This window comes from Nostoc sp. (assembly GCF_036916735.1).
Lineage (GTDB): Bacteria > Cyanobacteriota > Cyanobacteriia > Cyanobacteriales > Nostocaceae > Nostoc.
Genome location: NZ_JBALFV010000051.1, coordinates 98,013 through 113,834 on the forward strand (window position 1 = coordinate 98,013; position 15,822 = coordinate 113,834).

Here is a 15,822-nt window from a genome sequence, read left to right on the forward strand (position 1 = left end):
AAAATAACTTAAATTATAGATATTATTTCTCAAGTAATTTAGATAAAGCATTAATACTCAGTGTCAGAGCCACCAGTAATTATTAATTTCCCATGAACATTTTCAGTAACTTACTTCCTCAAACAACTCAGCCTGGAACATCGAAAAAACAGCGCCGAGGAATTGAAATTAAATCACCGCGTGAAATTGAAATCATGCGGCAATCAGCGACAATTGTGGCAACTGTGCTAAAAGAAATTTCCGAGCTAGTAAAGCCAGGAATGACTACGGCTGATTTAGATGCTCACGCAGAAAAACGTATCCGCGAAATGGGTGCAACACCAAGTTTTAAAGGATATCACGGTTTTCCGGGTTCTATTTGCTCTAGCATTAACAATGAAGCAGTGCATGGCATTCCTAGCCCCAAGAAAGTTATCCGCGTGGGAGATGTATTAAAAGTAGATACGGGCGCTTATTACCAAGGCTTTCATGGTGATTCTTGCATTTCAATTGCTGTAGGTGAAGTGACCCAAGAAGCTGCTAAATTAATTCGCGTAGCAGAAGAAGCTTTATATAAGGGCATTGAGCAAGTAAAAGCTGGTGTATATCTGCTTGACTTAGCTGGAGCAATTGAAGACCATGTGAAAGCTAACGGTTTTACTATAGTTGAAGAATTCACTGGACACGGTGTCGGTCGTAACTTGCACGAAGAACCTTCAGTATTCAACTACCGTACCCGCGAGATGCCAAATGTTAAACTCCGTGCAGGGATGACGCTGGCAATTGAGCCAATTTTAAATGCGGGTTCTAGACACACCCGGACATTATCTGACCGTTGGACAGCAGTCACTGTAGATAATTCTTTGTCGGCTCAGTTTGAGCATACAGTATTGGTGACAGAGACTGGTTATGAGATTTTGACAGATCGTTCTAAGGTGTAATTGTTAGTTGTAATTATCTGTTGTTGAGAGAGGTGAAGCGTCAAAAGAGAGCGATTTGCCTCTTAATTTTTTTACGAAAATCGAAAAGCTCGGATTCGTAACTTCTTAGATAAATCATAAATATTGTAATCGTTTTTTAGTTTTGAATTATTTATCTGAGCGCCGCAGCACATCAAGTCTGTCCCCCGATAAATTCACCTCACTGTCTCACCGTCTCAGCGAATTTTCCTTTGGTGAGACAATAGTGAGACACCCTAGAACCCATACCAGCCCATCTTGAGGGGATGGGCTGTGTCCTAATGGCTTATTTGGGAAACTGGGATTGGCTATTGGGTAGCGAAGGGGGACGGTCAGGGAAAGATTAGGGTTGTAAAGATTAATAATTTATTTTTGTAATTTTCGGAGTTTGTACTTTAATTTAAAACATCTACCATTGTTAAAAATTTTATGAAACTCTTAAATTGTGTAGGTTCTAGGTTATTGTCTTTGAGCGGTTTGCTATTGCTCGGTATGACGACGACTACACCTGCTGCAGCGCTGGACACCCTATTCTTATTAGGATGTAACGATGGATACGTTTGTATCTATCCGACTGGTAATATCACTTATGCATATCCTATTCCGGGTGACATCTATTACACCTATGGTCCTCACAGAATATATAATAAGATAGGTGAATATTACGTCAAGAATAACCAGACTGGAGGTGCTTCGGTCAAGCTATGTACAGACTTGAATGGAACCAAGTGTCCGAATACGGATACATATAATATACCTGCGGGTCAGTATAGGCGCGTCGATTTAACTCCTATTAATTCTATCAATCTTGTAAAATAGCTAATCGTTTTCAAATTGTTATTGGTTAAGGGTTACAGGTTCTACAGTCTGATAACAATTTGAAAATGATTTGACGATAGACTCATCAGCTGCAATTGTGGACTTTGCTCTTTAATTATCCAATCACCAAAACCCAAGATTAATAAACTTGAGGCTATGGGCAAAGCTGAACGTACTATTTTTGGCGTCGAAAATGCTACTATTTCTACATGCTGGCTAATAATTGGTTCTTTACTACTTTCTTGTTTAATCTTTTTTAGGGCTTGTTTTGTCTGTTTCTTTAAAGTATCACCCTGAACAATTAAAGCAGCAATTTGTTGTTGTAAAAAATCACAATCATTGAGAATATCTGTCAATTCTTGGAATTTTCCTTGACTCGATATAATTAATTCGTGGTCATCATCTAACCACTCTAAGACGAAACCAGACTTACCACAGAAAGCAGACACACCTAATACAATTTTTAATAAAGTCCGGCTATTTTTAATAGTATCAAAAACATAATTTAACTTCTGTTGCAGTTATAATAATTCATTTTGATAATTGCTAATTTTTTGAATTTGACGCTCGAAAAGATTAATATCTTCAAAAACTAAGTTATTTTTTAAATTTTCAGCAATAATCTGAAATTTGGTGCGTATATTTAGATGATTAATATCAGAATTTAGTTGATTTACAAACAGAGTATCACTGAGAATATCAGCAGCTATTGCCTGCAAAAAATAACCCCATTCAATCCAGCTATCAACTTTTAATAGTAGTTCAGTTAATGAAATTTGAGTTTTTGAGTGGCCAAATTTTTCTGCGATCGCAGGTTCTACTAATCCAACACTAGGTATAAACAAACTAGGTAGACTACCTATCCGAGGAAGTGTAGCGATCGCAGAATTTTTGACGTTCTCAAATCTCAATTTCTGAGCAATTAATTTCTTAATATTACGTAGTTGTTCCTGAATATTATTGATCAGGAAAATTTGCTCCATGATTTGATTAGAATCGCCAATAGTCAGCTTAAGGCTCTGAATCAGTGTTGGCAATCCACTAACAAGTATTTTTAGTTAGCCATAAATACCCCTTATACCAATTCTGTATGAAGATGCGCTTATGGGGCAAGAAATAAAAAACGAAGCGCCAAGAGCGCCAAGTACGCCAAGAAATAAGAAATTAAGAGATTTAGCGCACCTTCACAAAGAAACGGTATTAGGGATTTGTTGAAAGTTTATGCAAAACAATTAAAATGGCTTGAAAAAGAGGTAAGGGAGTAGGGAAAGACTTGGGGACAAGGTGACAAAAGTTAGAACTTGCAACAAGTCTTCCATTCTCCTTGTCCCTAAGTCTTCTTCAAGAACTGCCTCTTCCTTGAGTGGCAATTTTCAGGAGCCATAAAATGTATAGTTCCCGCAAATCCTGCTAAAGTAACAATTTAAGTTTCAAAATCCCAGAGAAAGCCAAAACTACCCATTCACTAATCTATGAATGAAGTTGATTTAGCATTTACCCCAGCACTAGAGTTGGCGCAATTAATTCGTCGTCGGGAAGTATCACCGCTAGAGTTAGTAGAAATATATTTAGAACGGATTGGGCGGTTGAATCCTCAATTAGGAAGCTATTTTACGGTAACGGCAGAATTAGCGATCGCAGATGCCAAAGCCAAAACAGAATTATTGACAACTACTTCAGAACTACCACCATTTTTTGGTGTGCCGATTTCCATTAAAGACCTCAATGCTGTAGCAGATGTTACTTGCACTTATGGAAATCCAGCATTACTGAACAATATCCCTAAATATGATGATGGGGTTGTAACAAGGATTAAGCAAGCTGGGTTTACTATTCTCGGTAAAACAGCCACTTCCGAATTAGGTTCATTTCCATACAGCGAACCTACGGGTTTTCCCCCAGCCAGAAATCCGTGGAATTTAGAATACACTCCTGGCGGTTCCAGTGGTGGGGCGGCGGCGGCGGTAGCAGGAGGATTGTGTGCGATCGCTCAAGGTTCTGATGGTGGTGGCTCAATTCGGGGGCCTGCCGCTTGTTGTGGTTTGGTGGGAATAAAGCCATCCAGGGGCAGGGTTAGTAAAGCACCCGTAGGCGAACGCCTCGCTGGAATAGCCGTCAACGGGCCGATAGCCCGGACTGTGGCTGATGCTGCTGCCCTTTTGGATACCATATCTGGCTATACAACAGGCGATCCTTACTGGTTACCAGATCCCGAACCATCATTTCTCGCCGCTACTGGGACAAAACTTGGTGCTTTGCGAATTGCCTTTGATACTAGCATTTCTCCTTTGGGAGAAGCTGACGCCAATTGTCAGCAAGGTGTCCGCCAAACAGTTGAGTTATTAGAACAACTCGGCCACCACGTTGAACAAAAATCTCCAGATTTTAGCGGTTTAGTTGAACCATTTCAAATCGTTTGGCAAGCTGGGGTGGCTGCGTCAGGACTTCCTGTTGAAGCCTTGCAGCCAGTGAATCGCTGGTTATTTGCGCGCACAGATTCTGTTGCCCAGTACCTGCAAGCAGTTTCTCAAATGCAGATAGTGGCACGGCAAATTGTAGCGTTTTTCGATACTGTGGATGTGCTGGTATTGCCAGTTTATTTACATTCACCTATCCGGATTGGGGAATGGGCTTCTCTGAGTCCAGAAGAGACATTCCAAAATATTATTGAGTGGGTTGCCCCTTGTCCGCCTGCAAATGCAACTGGACAACCTGCGATCGCAATTCCTGTAGGCTTTGATAGTAATGGTTTACCCATCAGTGTGCAGCTAATTGGTAAACCTGCGGCGGAAGCCACACTGATCAGCCTAGCAGCACAATTAGAAGCAGCTAACCCTTGGATTCATCATCGTCCAGCCTTTGCAATATCAGGCTAATCATGCAGGCATCCTTGGAACAACTTTCACAAATAATTGTGTTTACAGGTTTAGAAACAGTAGAAAAGATAAATTTGCAACCTCATACTCAGGTGCAACGGTATCGTAAAGGTGAGATTATTCTGCATGAGGGCGATGTCTTACCAGCAAAACTCTATGCTGTTGTCAGTGGATCAATTCAAGTTACCAAAACAGCAACAACGGGTAAAGAAACAATTCTCCGCGCCTTAGCTGCTGGAGAAATTTTTGCAGCTCCTGCTTTGTTGGGAAAGGGAATTTCTCCGGCAACTGTGACTGCTGAATCTGATTGTGAAATACTCACTGTAGAGCGAGATGCTTTATTAAAAACTATTGGACAAAATCCTGAAATTGCATTACGAATGCTGATGGTTTTTAACAGTCGAATTCAGCAATTACATGAAACAGTCCACGGCTTAATTTCTGAAAGAGCTATTGTTCGCCTTGCCAGATTAATTCAATATTTTGCTGCTGAATCGGGAACTGAATCAACTTCGCAAGGCGAGTGTTTAAAAGTGAAATTACCTTATTATCGCATGGCTCGGAGTAGCGGCATTACTTACGAAGAATGTGTCCGGTTAATTAAAAGTTTAAAACCAGTAATTGCCTATAGTCGGGGTGGGAAGATTACAATACTTGATACAAAGAAATTGAATGCGATCGCTTCTGGTACAATCCTACCTAAAGATATTAACTAATACGTTCTATAAAACTCCTATTTGATTTTTGAACAAGACTCACTCAGTACGTATTGATCCCTGTTCCCTGTCCACGTAAGTAAATTCAGGAATCAAAGCGGATTCTTATATTTCTATTCGCGATCGCCATTCTGTTCAAAATCTAAGATTTTCCGTAGTCAAAGTTTTGTAAGAGTTGGTTCATATTATTTGCCTATATGAGATAATTTCCAATTAATTATTCAACATAGAGAAAATTAGCTCAATATTCGTATGCAGCAACTATTAACCCATAGTGTAGAGTTCCCAATTCATTTCAGTGCTAAAACAATTGCTCGACGTTTAAGTATCACAGTTATCTGCCTCACCTTAGCAGGCGCTCTAGGTGGCTATTTCTGGCTATCGAGGTTTCCCTTCCCAGCTTCCAAATGGTTTTACGAACTATTTGACCTAAATGGAGAATTCAATATTCCTGCCTGGTATTCTTCATTCTCTCTATTATTTTGTTCGGGATTACTTAAAGTAATTACCGCTATTAAGACGAAAGACCGCTATTTTACTTACTGGAAAACCCTATATTTGATATTTTTCTTTTTAAGTTTGGATGAAGCATTTAGTTTTCACGAGATTTTGATCATTCCGTCAGTGCGAGAATCGCTTCATCTTAATCCTGTATTTTTTGAAACCTGGGTTATCCCTGCTATTGTTTTAATGGGAGTTTTTGCATTTAAATATTTAAAATTTTTGCTCCATCTCCCTCATAAGACTCGGTATTTATTTCTAATTGCCGCAGTTGTTTATGTGGGTGGAGCATTAGGTATGGAAATGGTGAGTGGAGTTTTAAGAGTAGATTTTGGGCGACGCACTCTAATATCGTTAATTGGCATAATTGCTGAAGAGTTTTTAGAAATGGCCGGAATTGTGATTTTTATTTATGCGCTGCTAGCTTACCTTAGCAGCTTGAGAGAAAGCATTCAACTGAAAATCTATATATCTGAAAAGTAATATGAAGTCTAGGCTTTCCTAAGCTTACGCGCATCTGGACGCAGAGCGATAAAATATTGTATCGCCGTTAGCATTTGCATAGTTTGTAGAGCAGACGATAAACCTGCTATTTTTTATATTCAATTGTCAAAAATGCCTTTTACTTATAACCGCACGGTTCGCTTTCAAGATACTGATGCTGCTGGGGTAGTTTATTTTGCTAATGTTTTGAGTATTTGTCATGAAGCTTATGAAGAATCTCTAGAAACATCAAGCATTAATCTCAAAGATTTTTTTACTAATCCATCTGTAGCTTTCCCCATTGTTCATGCTAGTGTCGATTTTTTGCGCCCTATGTTTAGCGGGGACAAGTTACTAATTAGTTTAATTCCCCAAAAAATAGGTGGTGATAAGTTTGAAATTACTTACGAAATTACAGTGGCTGAGGTAATGGTTGCTAAGGCTATTACTAGACATGTTTGTATTGATGCAAGTAGTAGAAGTAAGCAGGAATTATCTGATGAGATAGTTCAGTGGTTGGAAACGAACCGTAAAGACGCTGAAAGCGCAGAGAGAAGAAAGTCGAGAGAGATTATGTGATGGGATTTTGCAGGAATTCTCTGGCTAATTGCTGTAACTGTTGGCGGTTAATTTTACCTTGGGAGTTGCGAGGTAAATTTTCCTGGGGAATCCAATATTTTGGAATTTTAAATTTGCTGAGTTTGTCTTTGAGTAAGGTTTGGATTTTTAAGGCAGAGGTATTTGGTTTTTTGGGAATGTAAATCGCTGTTAAAGCTTGTCCCCAGTGTTTATCTGGGATGCCGATAACACAAATATCGGCAACTAATTGAGTTGATTGTATAGCTGATTCAATCTCTGCTGGGTAAATATTTTCTCCACCTGTAATAATTTTGTCGCTGTTACGTCCGAGAATATTTAAATGACCTTGCTCGTCTAAAAAGCCTAAATCATCTACTTGGAAATCAGCTTGATTTTCTTTGGTTATCGGATAGTAGCCAAGGGCTAAAGATTGAGCCTGAATGGTGATATTTCCGATTTGATTAGAAGTTAAAATCTCGCCTTGCTGATTACGAATAGTTACTTTTGCATGGGGAAGAATTTGACCACTACTAATTTTACCGCCGAGAAAATCATCGGGTTTGAGGGTAGCAATTTGAGAGGCGGTTTCTGTCATGCCATAAGTAGGTGCTAACCGAATGCGATGAAATCTAGCTTTTTCTAATAGTTCGTTCCATGCTGGCGCACCTCCCAGAAGTACAGTATTAAATTGGGATAGCCATTCAGTTAATTTGGAATTTTGCAGAAGTCTTTGTAACTGGGTTGGAACTAAAGATATTAAAAATTCCGATTGTTTAATATTGAATATTTGACCTGCTTCTACTGCTTTGAATGGCAGAATAGCCAGTTGACCTCCTGTGGTGAAAGAGCGCATAAATTGCATTAAACCACTGACATGATATAACGGTAATACACAAAAAGAATTGACTCGCTTTAGTTGAAAGTATTCTGTAAATCCTTGTACAGATGCGATGAGAGTTTCCCAAGTATGGATGGCAAATTTAATCTGCCCTGATGAACCACCTGTGGGAATCATTATGAGTGGGCATGGGGCACTTGTACTGAGCTTGTCCTGAGCGTCTTGCCCTGAGCGGCGCCGTTCGCGTAGCGTCCCGTAGGGAAGGGAGCCGAAGGGCGGCGTCGAAGTATGGGGCATGGGGCATTGGGCATGATTATTCTCCTTGTCCCTTTGTCCCCACTCCCGATTCTCGATTCCCCAAATAATGTCTGGTTTTACTAAATCAAAGACTTGCTGCCATTCTTGTGTTACCCAGTCGGGGTTACAAAGAAAAACTGGACAATTAGCTGCACAAGCGGCAATAAAACTTGCTATAAATTGTAATGGCTCGCGTTCGGCTAAGATGATTTTTTGTGGGATTCCAGACGCAGATAATTGTGTTAGTTCTAAATATAATTCTTGAGCTATTTGATTAAATTGACGACTACTATAACCAATAAGCCAATCATTTTGAGCTAGGTTATTAAGACAGTCTAAAGGTCGTTCCATAGACTTTGAAGCCATGTTTCTTCTTGTTCAAAAAAATGGTCAATGCCAAAACCAGCGGCCCTATTGTTTCGGGATAATTCCGCCGCTAGCCGGAGTGCTGCAAGTCTACCGATCGCAGTTTCAAATACTGATGAAAATACAGTATCAATTTTATGCTGGCGGCAAAATTTTCTCAGACGAGATGGTGATCCGACTATCCCAGGCTTAATCACAAAAATTCCTTGCCAACCTTGTTGATGACAGGCGGCGAGTTGTCTAAGTGTGGCGACAGATTCATCTAAAGCGATCGCAGTTTCATAACTCAGACTTAATTCCAACATTTGCTGAAATTGCTCAACGGGTAGCGGTTGTTCGATAAATTCAATTTCTATGGGTAGTTCTCTATTTGCCTTAAAATTGTCACAAGTCCGCAGCCATAAGTTAGCTTCTTCAAAGCTGAGTCCACCATTGGCATCTAATCGCAGTTTGGTAAAGTCTGGCAAGGTGTGTATCAGTGACTCAAAAATTTCTAGTTCATCAGCGATCACATGCACACCAATTTTCCACTTAAACGTGTGATATCCCTGCTGCCACAACGTTTCCCATTGATTTAAAGCTGCTTCTCCGGCTGGTAATAAAGCACTGTAGAAAAGTGAATTAGGAGTAGAGACGCGATTAATCGCGTCTGTACAAAGATTAATCGCGTCTGTACAGGAGTTAGAAGTTATAAAATTATCTCCCTCATCTCCCTGATCTCTCCCACTCCTCATCTCCCAGGCTGACTCAAAGCCAAATTGACAAGCAGGTAATTCATCTGGGATGGAGAAAATTATCTCGTCTGTGATTTCTCCTGGGAGTTGGCGACAAAAATCTAAGGCTTGTTCTAGGGTTTCGGAACCAAACCAGCTAATGGGGGCAATTTCTCCACAGCCGACTCTACCTGACTCATCAGTAAGACTGAGGATAATACCTTCACGAATATCCCAATTACCATGATTGGTAGTCAGCGATGTCTGACGACAAGCCACTCCGTGTCTACGCACAAATCTTCGCCGATAAGGACGAAATTCAAATTTGTATGTCACGACGCGAGAATCAAGCTTTATCATAATTGTCATTTGTCATTAATCTTTTATCTTTTCTCAAGAATCATTAGTTATTCTCCTTCTGCTCCAATGCTCAATGTTCAACTAAAGCATGAATCCCAGTCCAAGCAGCAAGCAAGCCCAGAAATGCACGGCTACGGCGATGAATTTACAGTTACTAACTTTGTCTGGCTGGTTGTGATTTTTTTGGACGTGGCGACATAATTTGACTGCAAACGGTAAACTTACCCAACTCAATAACGTCCACGGTGGAGAAATTCCCAATAGCACAAACAGCAAGGTGAGGGGATAAATGCTACCAGTAAACCAAACTAGGAGTTGGGCCCCTTTTTGAGTTCCCAGACGGACGATGGGCGATCGCTTGCCTGCGGCTATGTCATCCTTAACTTGGTGAAAGTGTGAGCAAAACAAAATTAAAGTTGTGGCAATCCCGACAATGACTGAGACTGCTAAACTTGTCATTGACCAAGTTTGGGTTTGGCTGTAGTATGCTGCCTCCACTGCTAAGGGGCCAAAGGCAAAAAAGCAAAGAATCTCGCCTAAACCCTGATATCCTAAGCGAAAGGGAGGCCCTTGGTACATATAGCCTAAACCACAGCATAGTAAAATAATGCCGATAACAGTTAGGTCTTGTTGCCAAAGAGCGATCGCTAGTATGCCCAGCAACCCCAAACTTAAACACAAATTTCCTATCCAAAATATTAATGGCTTATTATTTGTTAAGTTAACCAGAGAATGATGCTTATTTTGATCGATACCTGTTTCGGAATCAAAGACATCATTACTGATATTTTCCCAGGCAAGAATTAAGATTGCCGCAGCTACAAAAGTAGAAAATACTGCACCATTAAAATTTTTAGTTTCGGCAAATGCTACTGCTGTTCCTACCCAAATGGGCATAATGGCAACGCTGTACATTGGCGGTTTAATCGCTGCCATCCATAACTTAGTGTTGGGATATAAAATCTGTTTGGTTGTCATCAGTCGTGATTAATTAAATTGCCGGAAAATTACTTACACTTGAGATTTTATATTTAAAGATACATACCGCTACGCAAAAGTCAAAAGTTAAGATTGAGCGACTTGCCTTGAGCCTGTCCTGAGCGTAGCAGAAGGGCGCAGTCGAAAGGAGTCGAAGTGTCAAAAGTGAAAAGTCAAAAAACTTATGATTTGGGCTTTTTAACTGTTGAAATGGTAGCTTTATTTATGCCGTGCTGTACTAGATATTCATAAGCTAAAAACAACTACTACTTTGACTGTGGCTTGTTAACCTTGTGTTGTTAACACTCTACTCTCACGTTCCAGACTTGGGCTGAAACTGGCTTGTCAGGGTCTAGGAACACCATAAACAACGCAAATCCTACGCTGGTGAAATAATAACTTAATATGTTACCTGTAGAAATACGACCACGATTAATTACACTTTAGGAAGTTAACTTAAAAAAAATTTACTCTAGATCCATGACAGTTTCACCATGTCGTAACAACCTCTTTGTACACAAAGATTTATATCAATTTTTGGTAACAGTGCAAGAAAAGTGCGTCAAAAGTAATTGTAGGCAAATTGTCAGTATCTCTCAGGAGATCGATTTAGTTGACCCTTTACTTGTATTAGATAAACTTACACAAGCAAATGAAATAAATTTTTACTTTGAGGACAAAGGTAAAGGAGAAGCGATCGCAGCAATTGATGCCGTGGCAAAGTTACAAATTGATGGTGTAGATCGTTTTACTCAAGCTGAACATTTTATCAAATCTTGTCTAAAAAATATAATTAATTTTAGTAACGCTAACCAAGGTTTTTCTGGGCCTCACTTTTTTTGTTATTTCAGCTTTTTTGAAAAAAATGCTCAAGTAGATTATCCGTTTCCATCTGCTACCATCTTTCTTCCCCGTTGGCAAGTAGCTGTAAAAAATCAGCGTTGCATATTAGTAACAAATGTAATTATCAGTGAAAGTGTAAATATTCAAAGGTTATTGGAAAATGTGCAAAATAAAATTGAATTTATCCAATCTTTAGAATATTACTCTACCAATATTGATTGTTTTCCAGCAAATTTCTACAATAAATCTATCACTAATGCTACTGGGTTTAAACGTTCAGTAGTCTCTGTTTTGGAAAAAATTAGGTCTAGTCATTTAAGCAAGATTGTCCTCGCAGATATATTAGATGTAAAATCAAGCAACCACTTTGACTTAGTTAAATCCTTAAATAATCTTAGGCAAATACATCCTAATTGTTATATTTTTTCTATAAGTAATGGCAAAGGACAAAACTTTATTGGTGCAAGTCCAGAAAGATTAATTAGTATTAATAATCAACAGTTAATCACTGATGCTTTAGCTGGTTCTGCACCACGAGGTAAAACCCCTGCTGAAGATGCAGCTAATGCCAATCGCTTGCTTAATAGTGAAAAAGAAAAGCACGAACATTCACTGGTGCTTGATTTCATCACACAACGCCTATCCCAGCTAGGTTTATTACCCCAAATATTAGCACCACGGCTACGACAATTATCGAATATCCAGCATTTATGGACACCAATCAGTGCGATAGTTCCAGCTAACATACATCCATTAAAAATTGTCGCTCAATTGCATCCGACACCAGCCGTTGCTGGTGCAGCACGAGATGTAGCCTGTGCGGAAATTCGGCGTTATGAAAACTTTGAAAGAGGTTTGTATGCTGCGCCACTGGGTTGGATAGATTCTCAGGGGAACTGCGAGTTTATTGTGGGAATTCGTTCAGCATTAATTGATGGCGATCGCGCCAGATTGTATGCTGGTGCTGGTATAGTGGCTGGTTCTGATCCTGACAAAGAATTTGCAGAGGTGCAGCTTAAACTTCAGGCGTTACTCAAAGCATTAGTTTAAAGGAATAAAGGTGTACTAAGTTTTTTCACGCAATCAAATATGAGTTCTATATGTGAGTTGATTTTAATTATGCTTCCGAGTTGTAGGCTTCATCCAATCTGGTGGCTGACTCTTCTAATAAACGTTGTTCATGAGCATTTCTTGGTAACACCAGTTGGCGCTCAATACCTTGGGAGCTAATGATACATGGAAGTCCAAGAACAACTTCACTACCAATTCCATAGTTAGAATCTGCTCTCACCGATACTGGAAATATCTGCTTTTCATCTCGCAAAATGGTATCAACTAATTGAGAAACTACTATTGATATGCCATAGCTAGTATTTCCTTTACGTTCAGAAATGTTATAGCCTCGCTTACGGGTTAACTCTGCGTACTCTTGCTGAATTTGTTCTAGCGTTGCTCCTTGTGGTATGGGAAATTCAGTTAACGGAATTGCGCCAATAAATGCACTAGACCAAACGACAAATTCACTGTCTCCATGCTCTCCAATCACATAAACACGAACGTCTTGTTTACTAACGTTCAGTCGCTTACCAAGTTGATATCTCAGTCTAGCAGTATCAAGAACGGTTCCTGAACCGAAAATTAGGTTTTCGGCTCTAGTGGAACTGGCGATCGCAATCCGTGTTAGTACATCCACTGGATTGCTAACGATAAGTACGATTGAATTCGGTGCAACTCGATCCAATTCTTTCATCGTCGAACGCATGATCTGTGCATTGTCGCTCAACGTATCTAATCGGGTCTGTCCAGGTTTCTGCTGCACCCCAACAGTCACGATAATCATATCAGAATCCGCTAAATCTTCATACTGATTTGATGGTATAATCTCCATGTCTTTAAGCAGGGGAATGGTGTCTTCAATATCCCATGCTTGCCCCTCAGCTTTTGATAAAGTTCGGTCAAAAAGGACGACTGTTACACATTTACCGAGTAGCACTAAAGCATTTGCTACATCTGCACCCACATTACCCGCACCAATAATACCGACCTTGGATATTTTGCTAGTCATGGGAAATCTACTTTTTTATAATTGGACTGACTATAGAACTCCGATTTGATTTTTTAAAACATATTGAGACTGAAAAGCCCGTTTTATCAGGGTTTCATTTTAAATATTGTTCAGAAATCAGATATGAGTCCTATATGTGAGAATACTTTACACTAAATCCTGATGAGTAAAAGCCTTAGCATTCGCCCCAGTGTAAGTAGCTACAATATGACCATCGCCAGTCATTTGATATTTATATGTCACCAATCCTTCTAACCCAACGGGGCCACGGGGAGGCATTTGTTGTGTACTAATTCCTACTTCTGCACCGAAACCATAGCGGAAACCATCAGCAAATCTGGTAGAACAATTGTGAAATATATTAGCTGAATTTACCAGTCCAAAGAAAGTTTCTACAGATGCTGAATCTTCAGTAATAATCGCGTCAGTATGACGAGAACCATATTTGTTAATATGCGCGATCGCATCTTCTATAGAATCTACAATCTTTATTGACAAAATAAAATCACTATATTCTGTTTCCCAATCTATTTCTCTTGCAGCTACGATATTAGGCAAAATTTCCAATGTGCGTTTATCACCTCTTAATTCCACATGGCGTTCTTGCAAAGCCTCAGCGACTTTTGGTAAAAATTCTCTAGCAATTGATTGGTGAACTAGCAAAGTTTCAATTGCATTACAAACAGCAGGATATTGTGCCTTAGCATCTACTGTAATCGGAACTGCTTTAGAAATATCGGCGGCTTTATCTATATAAAGATGACAAATACCATCGGCGTGACCTAATACCGGAATCCGCGTATTTTCTTGCACAAAGCGCACAAAGGAATTAGAACCTCTAGGAATAATTAAATCTACATATTTATCTAATTTCAAAAGTTCTAGAGTTTCTTCTCTAGTTGTGAGTAACTGTACCGCATCAGGGTTAACAGCAGTTTGAGATAATCCCTGCTTAATTGCCTTAACTATTGCTTCACAAGAACGCACCGCTTCCTTTCCACATTTAAGAATCACACCATTACCCGATTTAATTGCTAAGGAAACAATTTGAATCGCCGCCTCTGGACGTGCTTCAAAAATAATTCCTAAAACACCTAAAGGACAAGTAATTCGCTTGAGAATTAAGCCAGTGTCAAGTTCGCGGTGAATCTGTACTTTACCGATAGGATCAGCTAGCTTACCAACATCTTGTACCCCAGCGATCGCATCTCTTAATTTATGTTCATCCAACTGCAAGCGTTTATAAAGCGGTTTGGGAATTCCTTCAGAACTAGCAGCTTCACAATCAGCAACATTTGCTTGTAAAATTTCATCTCTAGCTGATTCTAAAGCTTGAGCGATCGCAACAAGTGCTTGATTTTTTGCTTCTGTAGAGAGAATCGCTAGCTTACTTGCAGCTTGGCGGGTTTGCCCTGCGATCGTAATTAGGGGAGAAGCAATGTTAACAATAGTCATACTACAAATCTTTACCTTTTCCTCATTTTATCAATGTGAATTCATCATTGCTTATCGTCTTCCCCCAATCGGGTGAACCATCTGGGTAATCAATAATTAGTCTGATCGGGTGAAGCAAAACTTGGTTCAAAACATCTATTCTATGGTTATTGAACCCAGACAAATTAAAAGTAATCAACTTACCGCACTAAAAATATTAATATAAGTATTGTTACAGAGCTTAGTTGAAAGTCTTAAAAATGATTTATGCGTACCGGGGACTAGAGAGACATGGTAATTCATGTTTCTCTAGTCTTTTCCTTAAGGAAATAATTTATACCACCAATATTTGAATTTTTCCGAAATTGTGATGACGATCGCTGGATCTAAATTTGGTTCCGATTTAAAAATTTAGGATCATAGCGGAATGCTTTATCTGCATTACGCCTCATGTTTTGGCCACATGGCAATTTTTTGTTTGGCATGAAGCAAGTCAAAAGCTTGATTGGCGAACAAGTTGGGATGATGGGTTGCTTCCGTCGGGGTGTTGCACCTTGGCTGGATTTGATTCAACTCCAAAGTGAAAATGGCACAATTGTTAACAGTTACCATCGCTTTTGGTCATTCATCCTTGGCAGTGGATCGATTATCCTGAGAATGGTCTTGATTATGTTCTTGAGTAGCTAGCTGAGTTTCTAGCCTGCGATCAAAGCATTTCTCAGTCCATCCAAGCTTTAATTTATCAAGAGGCAGTTAGTAACTGCCTCCTTTTTTTATGCAACTTAGAAATCATACCAATTCACGAAAACCTGATACATATAGATTTATTGTAGAGGCATGGCGATGCCCATACGTGTCAACAAAAGCCTAGAAATAGCTTCAGTGTTGGGCAATACGGTTCGGATAAGATCCCCCCGCCTACGGCGACCCCCTTAAAAAGCAGGGCTAATTCATTGTGATGAGAGAAAATTAGGGTAACCAGAAGTTAGCATACACAAAATTTTTTAGCGACTGAT

14 protein-coding genes are annotated in these 15,822 nt (G+C 39.5%); 7 read left to right on the forward strand and 7 right to left on the reverse strand.

What is annotated here, in order from left to right:
• Positions 1 to 92: 92 nt before the first annotated feature.
• Positions 93 to 920 (forward strand): type I methionyl aminopeptidase, encoded by an 828-nt coding sequence (gene map / locus V7L20_RS12540; RefSeq protein WP_334744385.1) that lies wholly within the window; start codon positions 93 to 95, stop codon positions 918 to 920.
• 878 nt (positions 921 to 1,798) lie between these two features.
• Here the strand turns inward: map and V7L20_RS12545 are convergent.
• Both V7L20_RS12545 and V7L20_RS12550 read right to left on the reverse strand, forming a co-directional pair.
• Positions 1,799 to 2,113, reverse strand: a complete 315-nt coding sequence (locus tag V7L20_RS12545; protein WP_334744386.1) for a hypothetical protein — start codon at positions 2,111 to 2,113, stop codon at positions 1,799 to 1,801.
• A gap of 165 nt (positions 2,114 to 2,278) precedes the next feature.
• Positions 2,279 to 2,794, reverse strand: a complete 516-nt coding sequence (locus tag V7L20_RS12550) for a hypothetical protein (protein WP_334744387.1) — start codon at positions 2,792 to 2,794, stop codon at positions 2,279 to 2,281.
• Positions 2,795 to 3,229: 435 nt separating this feature from the next.
• On the opposite strand from V7L20_RS12550, the gene V7L20_RS12555 reads away from it, so the two are divergent.
• From V7L20_RS12555 to V7L20_RS12570, 4 genes are all read left to right on the forward strand, one after another.
• Positions 3,230 to 4,633: an amidase gene (locus V7L20_RS12555; protein ID WP_334744388.1), complete on the forward strand. Its 1,404-nt coding sequence runs from the start codon at positions 3,230 to 3,232 to the stop codon at positions 4,631 to 4,633.
• 2 nt (positions 4,634 to 4,635) lie between these two features.
• Positions 4,636 to 5,349, forward strand: coding sequence for a Crp/Fnr family transcriptional regulator (locus V7L20_RS12560; RefSeq protein ID WP_334744389.1), 714 nt, complete (start codon positions 4,636 to 4,638; stop codon positions 5,347 to 5,349).
• A 252-nt stretch (positions 5,350 to 5,601) separates the two neighbouring features.
• The gene (locus V7L20_RS12565) at positions 5,602 to 6,333 is read left to right on the forward strand and encodes a hypothetical protein (RefSeq protein WP_334744390.1); all 732 of its coding nucleotides are present in this window, start codon (positions 5,602 to 5,604) and stop codon (positions 6,331 to 6,333) included.
• A 132-nt stretch (positions 6,334 to 6,465) separates the two neighbouring features.
• Positions 6,466 to 6,912, forward strand: coding sequence for an acyl-CoA thioesterase (locus tag V7L20_RS12570; RefSeq protein ID WP_334744391.1), 447 nt, complete (start codon positions 6,466 to 6,468; stop codon positions 6,910 to 6,912).
• On the opposite strand, the gene V7L20_RS12575 is transcribed toward V7L20_RS12570, so the two are convergent.
• The 3 genes from V7L20_RS12575 to menA form a co-directional block, all read right to left on the reverse strand.
• Positions 6,905 to 8,398, reverse strand: a complete 1,494-nt coding sequence (locus V7L20_RS12575) for a 2-succinylbenzoate--CoA ligase (RefSeq protein WP_334744403.1) — start codon at positions 8,396 to 8,398, stop codon at positions 6,905 to 6,907. The genes V7L20_RS12570 and V7L20_RS12575 overlap by 8 nt on opposite strands.
• Positions 8,383 to 9,495, reverse strand: coding sequence for an o-succinylbenzoate synthase (locus V7L20_RS12580; protein ID WP_334744392.1), 1,113 nt, complete (start codon positions 9,493 to 9,495; stop codon positions 8,383 to 8,385). The genes V7L20_RS12575 and V7L20_RS12580 overlap by 16 nt, the downstream gene beginning before the upstream one ends.
• Positions 9,496 to 9,567: 72 nt before the next feature.
• Positions 9,568 to 10,464, reverse strand: coding sequence for a 2-carboxy-1,4-naphthoquinone phytyltransferase (gene menA, locus V7L20_RS12585; RefSeq protein WP_334744393.1), 897 nt, complete (start codon positions 10,462 to 10,464; stop codon positions 9,568 to 9,570).
• Between the two features lie 480 nt (positions 10,465 to 10,944).
• Between menA and V7L20_RS12590 the strand changes: the two genes are divergently transcribed.
• The gene (locus V7L20_RS12590; RefSeq protein ID WP_334744394.1) at positions 10,945 to 12,357 is read left to right on the forward strand and encodes an isochorismate synthase; all 1,413 of its coding nucleotides are present in this window, start codon (positions 10,945 to 10,947) and stop codon (positions 12,355 to 12,357) included.
• A gap of 67 nt (positions 12,358 to 12,424) precedes the next feature.
• Here the strand turns inward: V7L20_RS12590 and V7L20_RS12595 are convergent, their stop codons facing one another.
• Positions 12,425 to 13,372, reverse strand: a complete 948-nt coding sequence (locus tag V7L20_RS12595) for an L-lactate dehydrogenase (protein WP_334744395.1) — start codon at positions 13,370 to 13,372, stop codon at positions 12,425 to 12,427.
• 147 nt (positions 13,373 to 13,519) lie between these two features.
• On the reverse strand, positions 13,520 to 14,827 hold the full coding sequence (locus V7L20_RS12600) for a glutamate-5-semialdehyde dehydrogenase (protein WP_334744396.1): 1,308 nt from the start codon (positions 14,825 to 14,827) through the stop codon (positions 13,520 to 13,522).
• 429 nt (positions 14,828 to 15,256) lie between these two features.
• Here V7L20_RS12600 and V7L20_RS12605 point away from each other — a divergent pair, with 429 nt between their 5' ends.
• Positions 15,257 to 15,493, forward strand: a complete 237-nt coding sequence (locus V7L20_RS12605) for a hypothetical protein (protein WP_334744397.1) — start codon at positions 15,257 to 15,259, stop codon at positions 15,491 to 15,493.
• Positions 15,494 to 15,822 lie beyond the last annotated feature (329 nt).

Bases quoted from the DNA above. Each gene is read 5' to 3' on its own strand.
- map (WP_334744385.1), top strand. From the start codon at position 93: ATGAACATTTTCAGTAACTTACTTCCTCAAACAACTCAGCCTGGAACA.
- V7L20_RS12555 (WP_334744388.1), top strand. From the start codon at position 3,230: ATGAATGAAGTTGATTTAGCATTTACCCCAGCACTAGAGTTGGCGCAA.
- V7L20_RS12560 (WP_334744389.1), top strand. From the start codon at position 4,636: ATGCAGGCATCCTTGGAACAACTTTCACAAATAATTGTGTTTACAGGT.
- V7L20_RS12565 (WP_334744390.1), top strand. From the start codon at position 5,602: ATGCAGCAACTATTAACCCATAGTGTAGAGTTCCCAATTCATTTCAGT.
- V7L20_RS12570 (WP_334744391.1), top strand. From the start codon at position 6,466: ATGCCTTTTACTTATAACCGCACGGTTCGCTTTCAAGATACTGATGCT.
- V7L20_RS12575 (WP_334744403.1), bottom strand. From the start codon at position 8,398: ATGGAACGACCTTTAGACTGTCTTAATAACCTAGCTCAAAATGATTGG.
- V7L20_RS12580 (WP_334744392.1), bottom strand. From the start codon at position 9,495: ATGACAATTATGATAAAGCTTGATTCTCGCGTCGTGACATACAAATTT.
- menA (WP_334744393.1), bottom strand. From the start codon at position 10,464: ATGACAACCAAACAGATTTTATATCCCAACACTAAGTTATGGATGGCA.
- V7L20_RS12590 (WP_334744394.1), top strand. From the start codon at position 10,945: ATGACAGTTTCACCATGTCGTAACAACCTCTTTGTACACAAAGATTTA.
- V7L20_RS12595 (WP_334744395.1), bottom strand. From the start codon at position 13,372: ATGACTAGCAAAATATCCAAGGTCGGTATTATTGGTGCGGGTAATGTG.
- V7L20_RS12600 (WP_334744396.1), bottom strand. From the start codon at position 14,827: ATGACTATTGTTAACATTGCTTCTCCCCTAATTACGATCGCAGGGCAA.
- V7L20_RS12605 (WP_334744397.1), top strand. From the start codon at position 15,257: ATGTTTTGGCCACATGGCAATTTTTTGTTTGGCATGAAGCAAGTCAAA.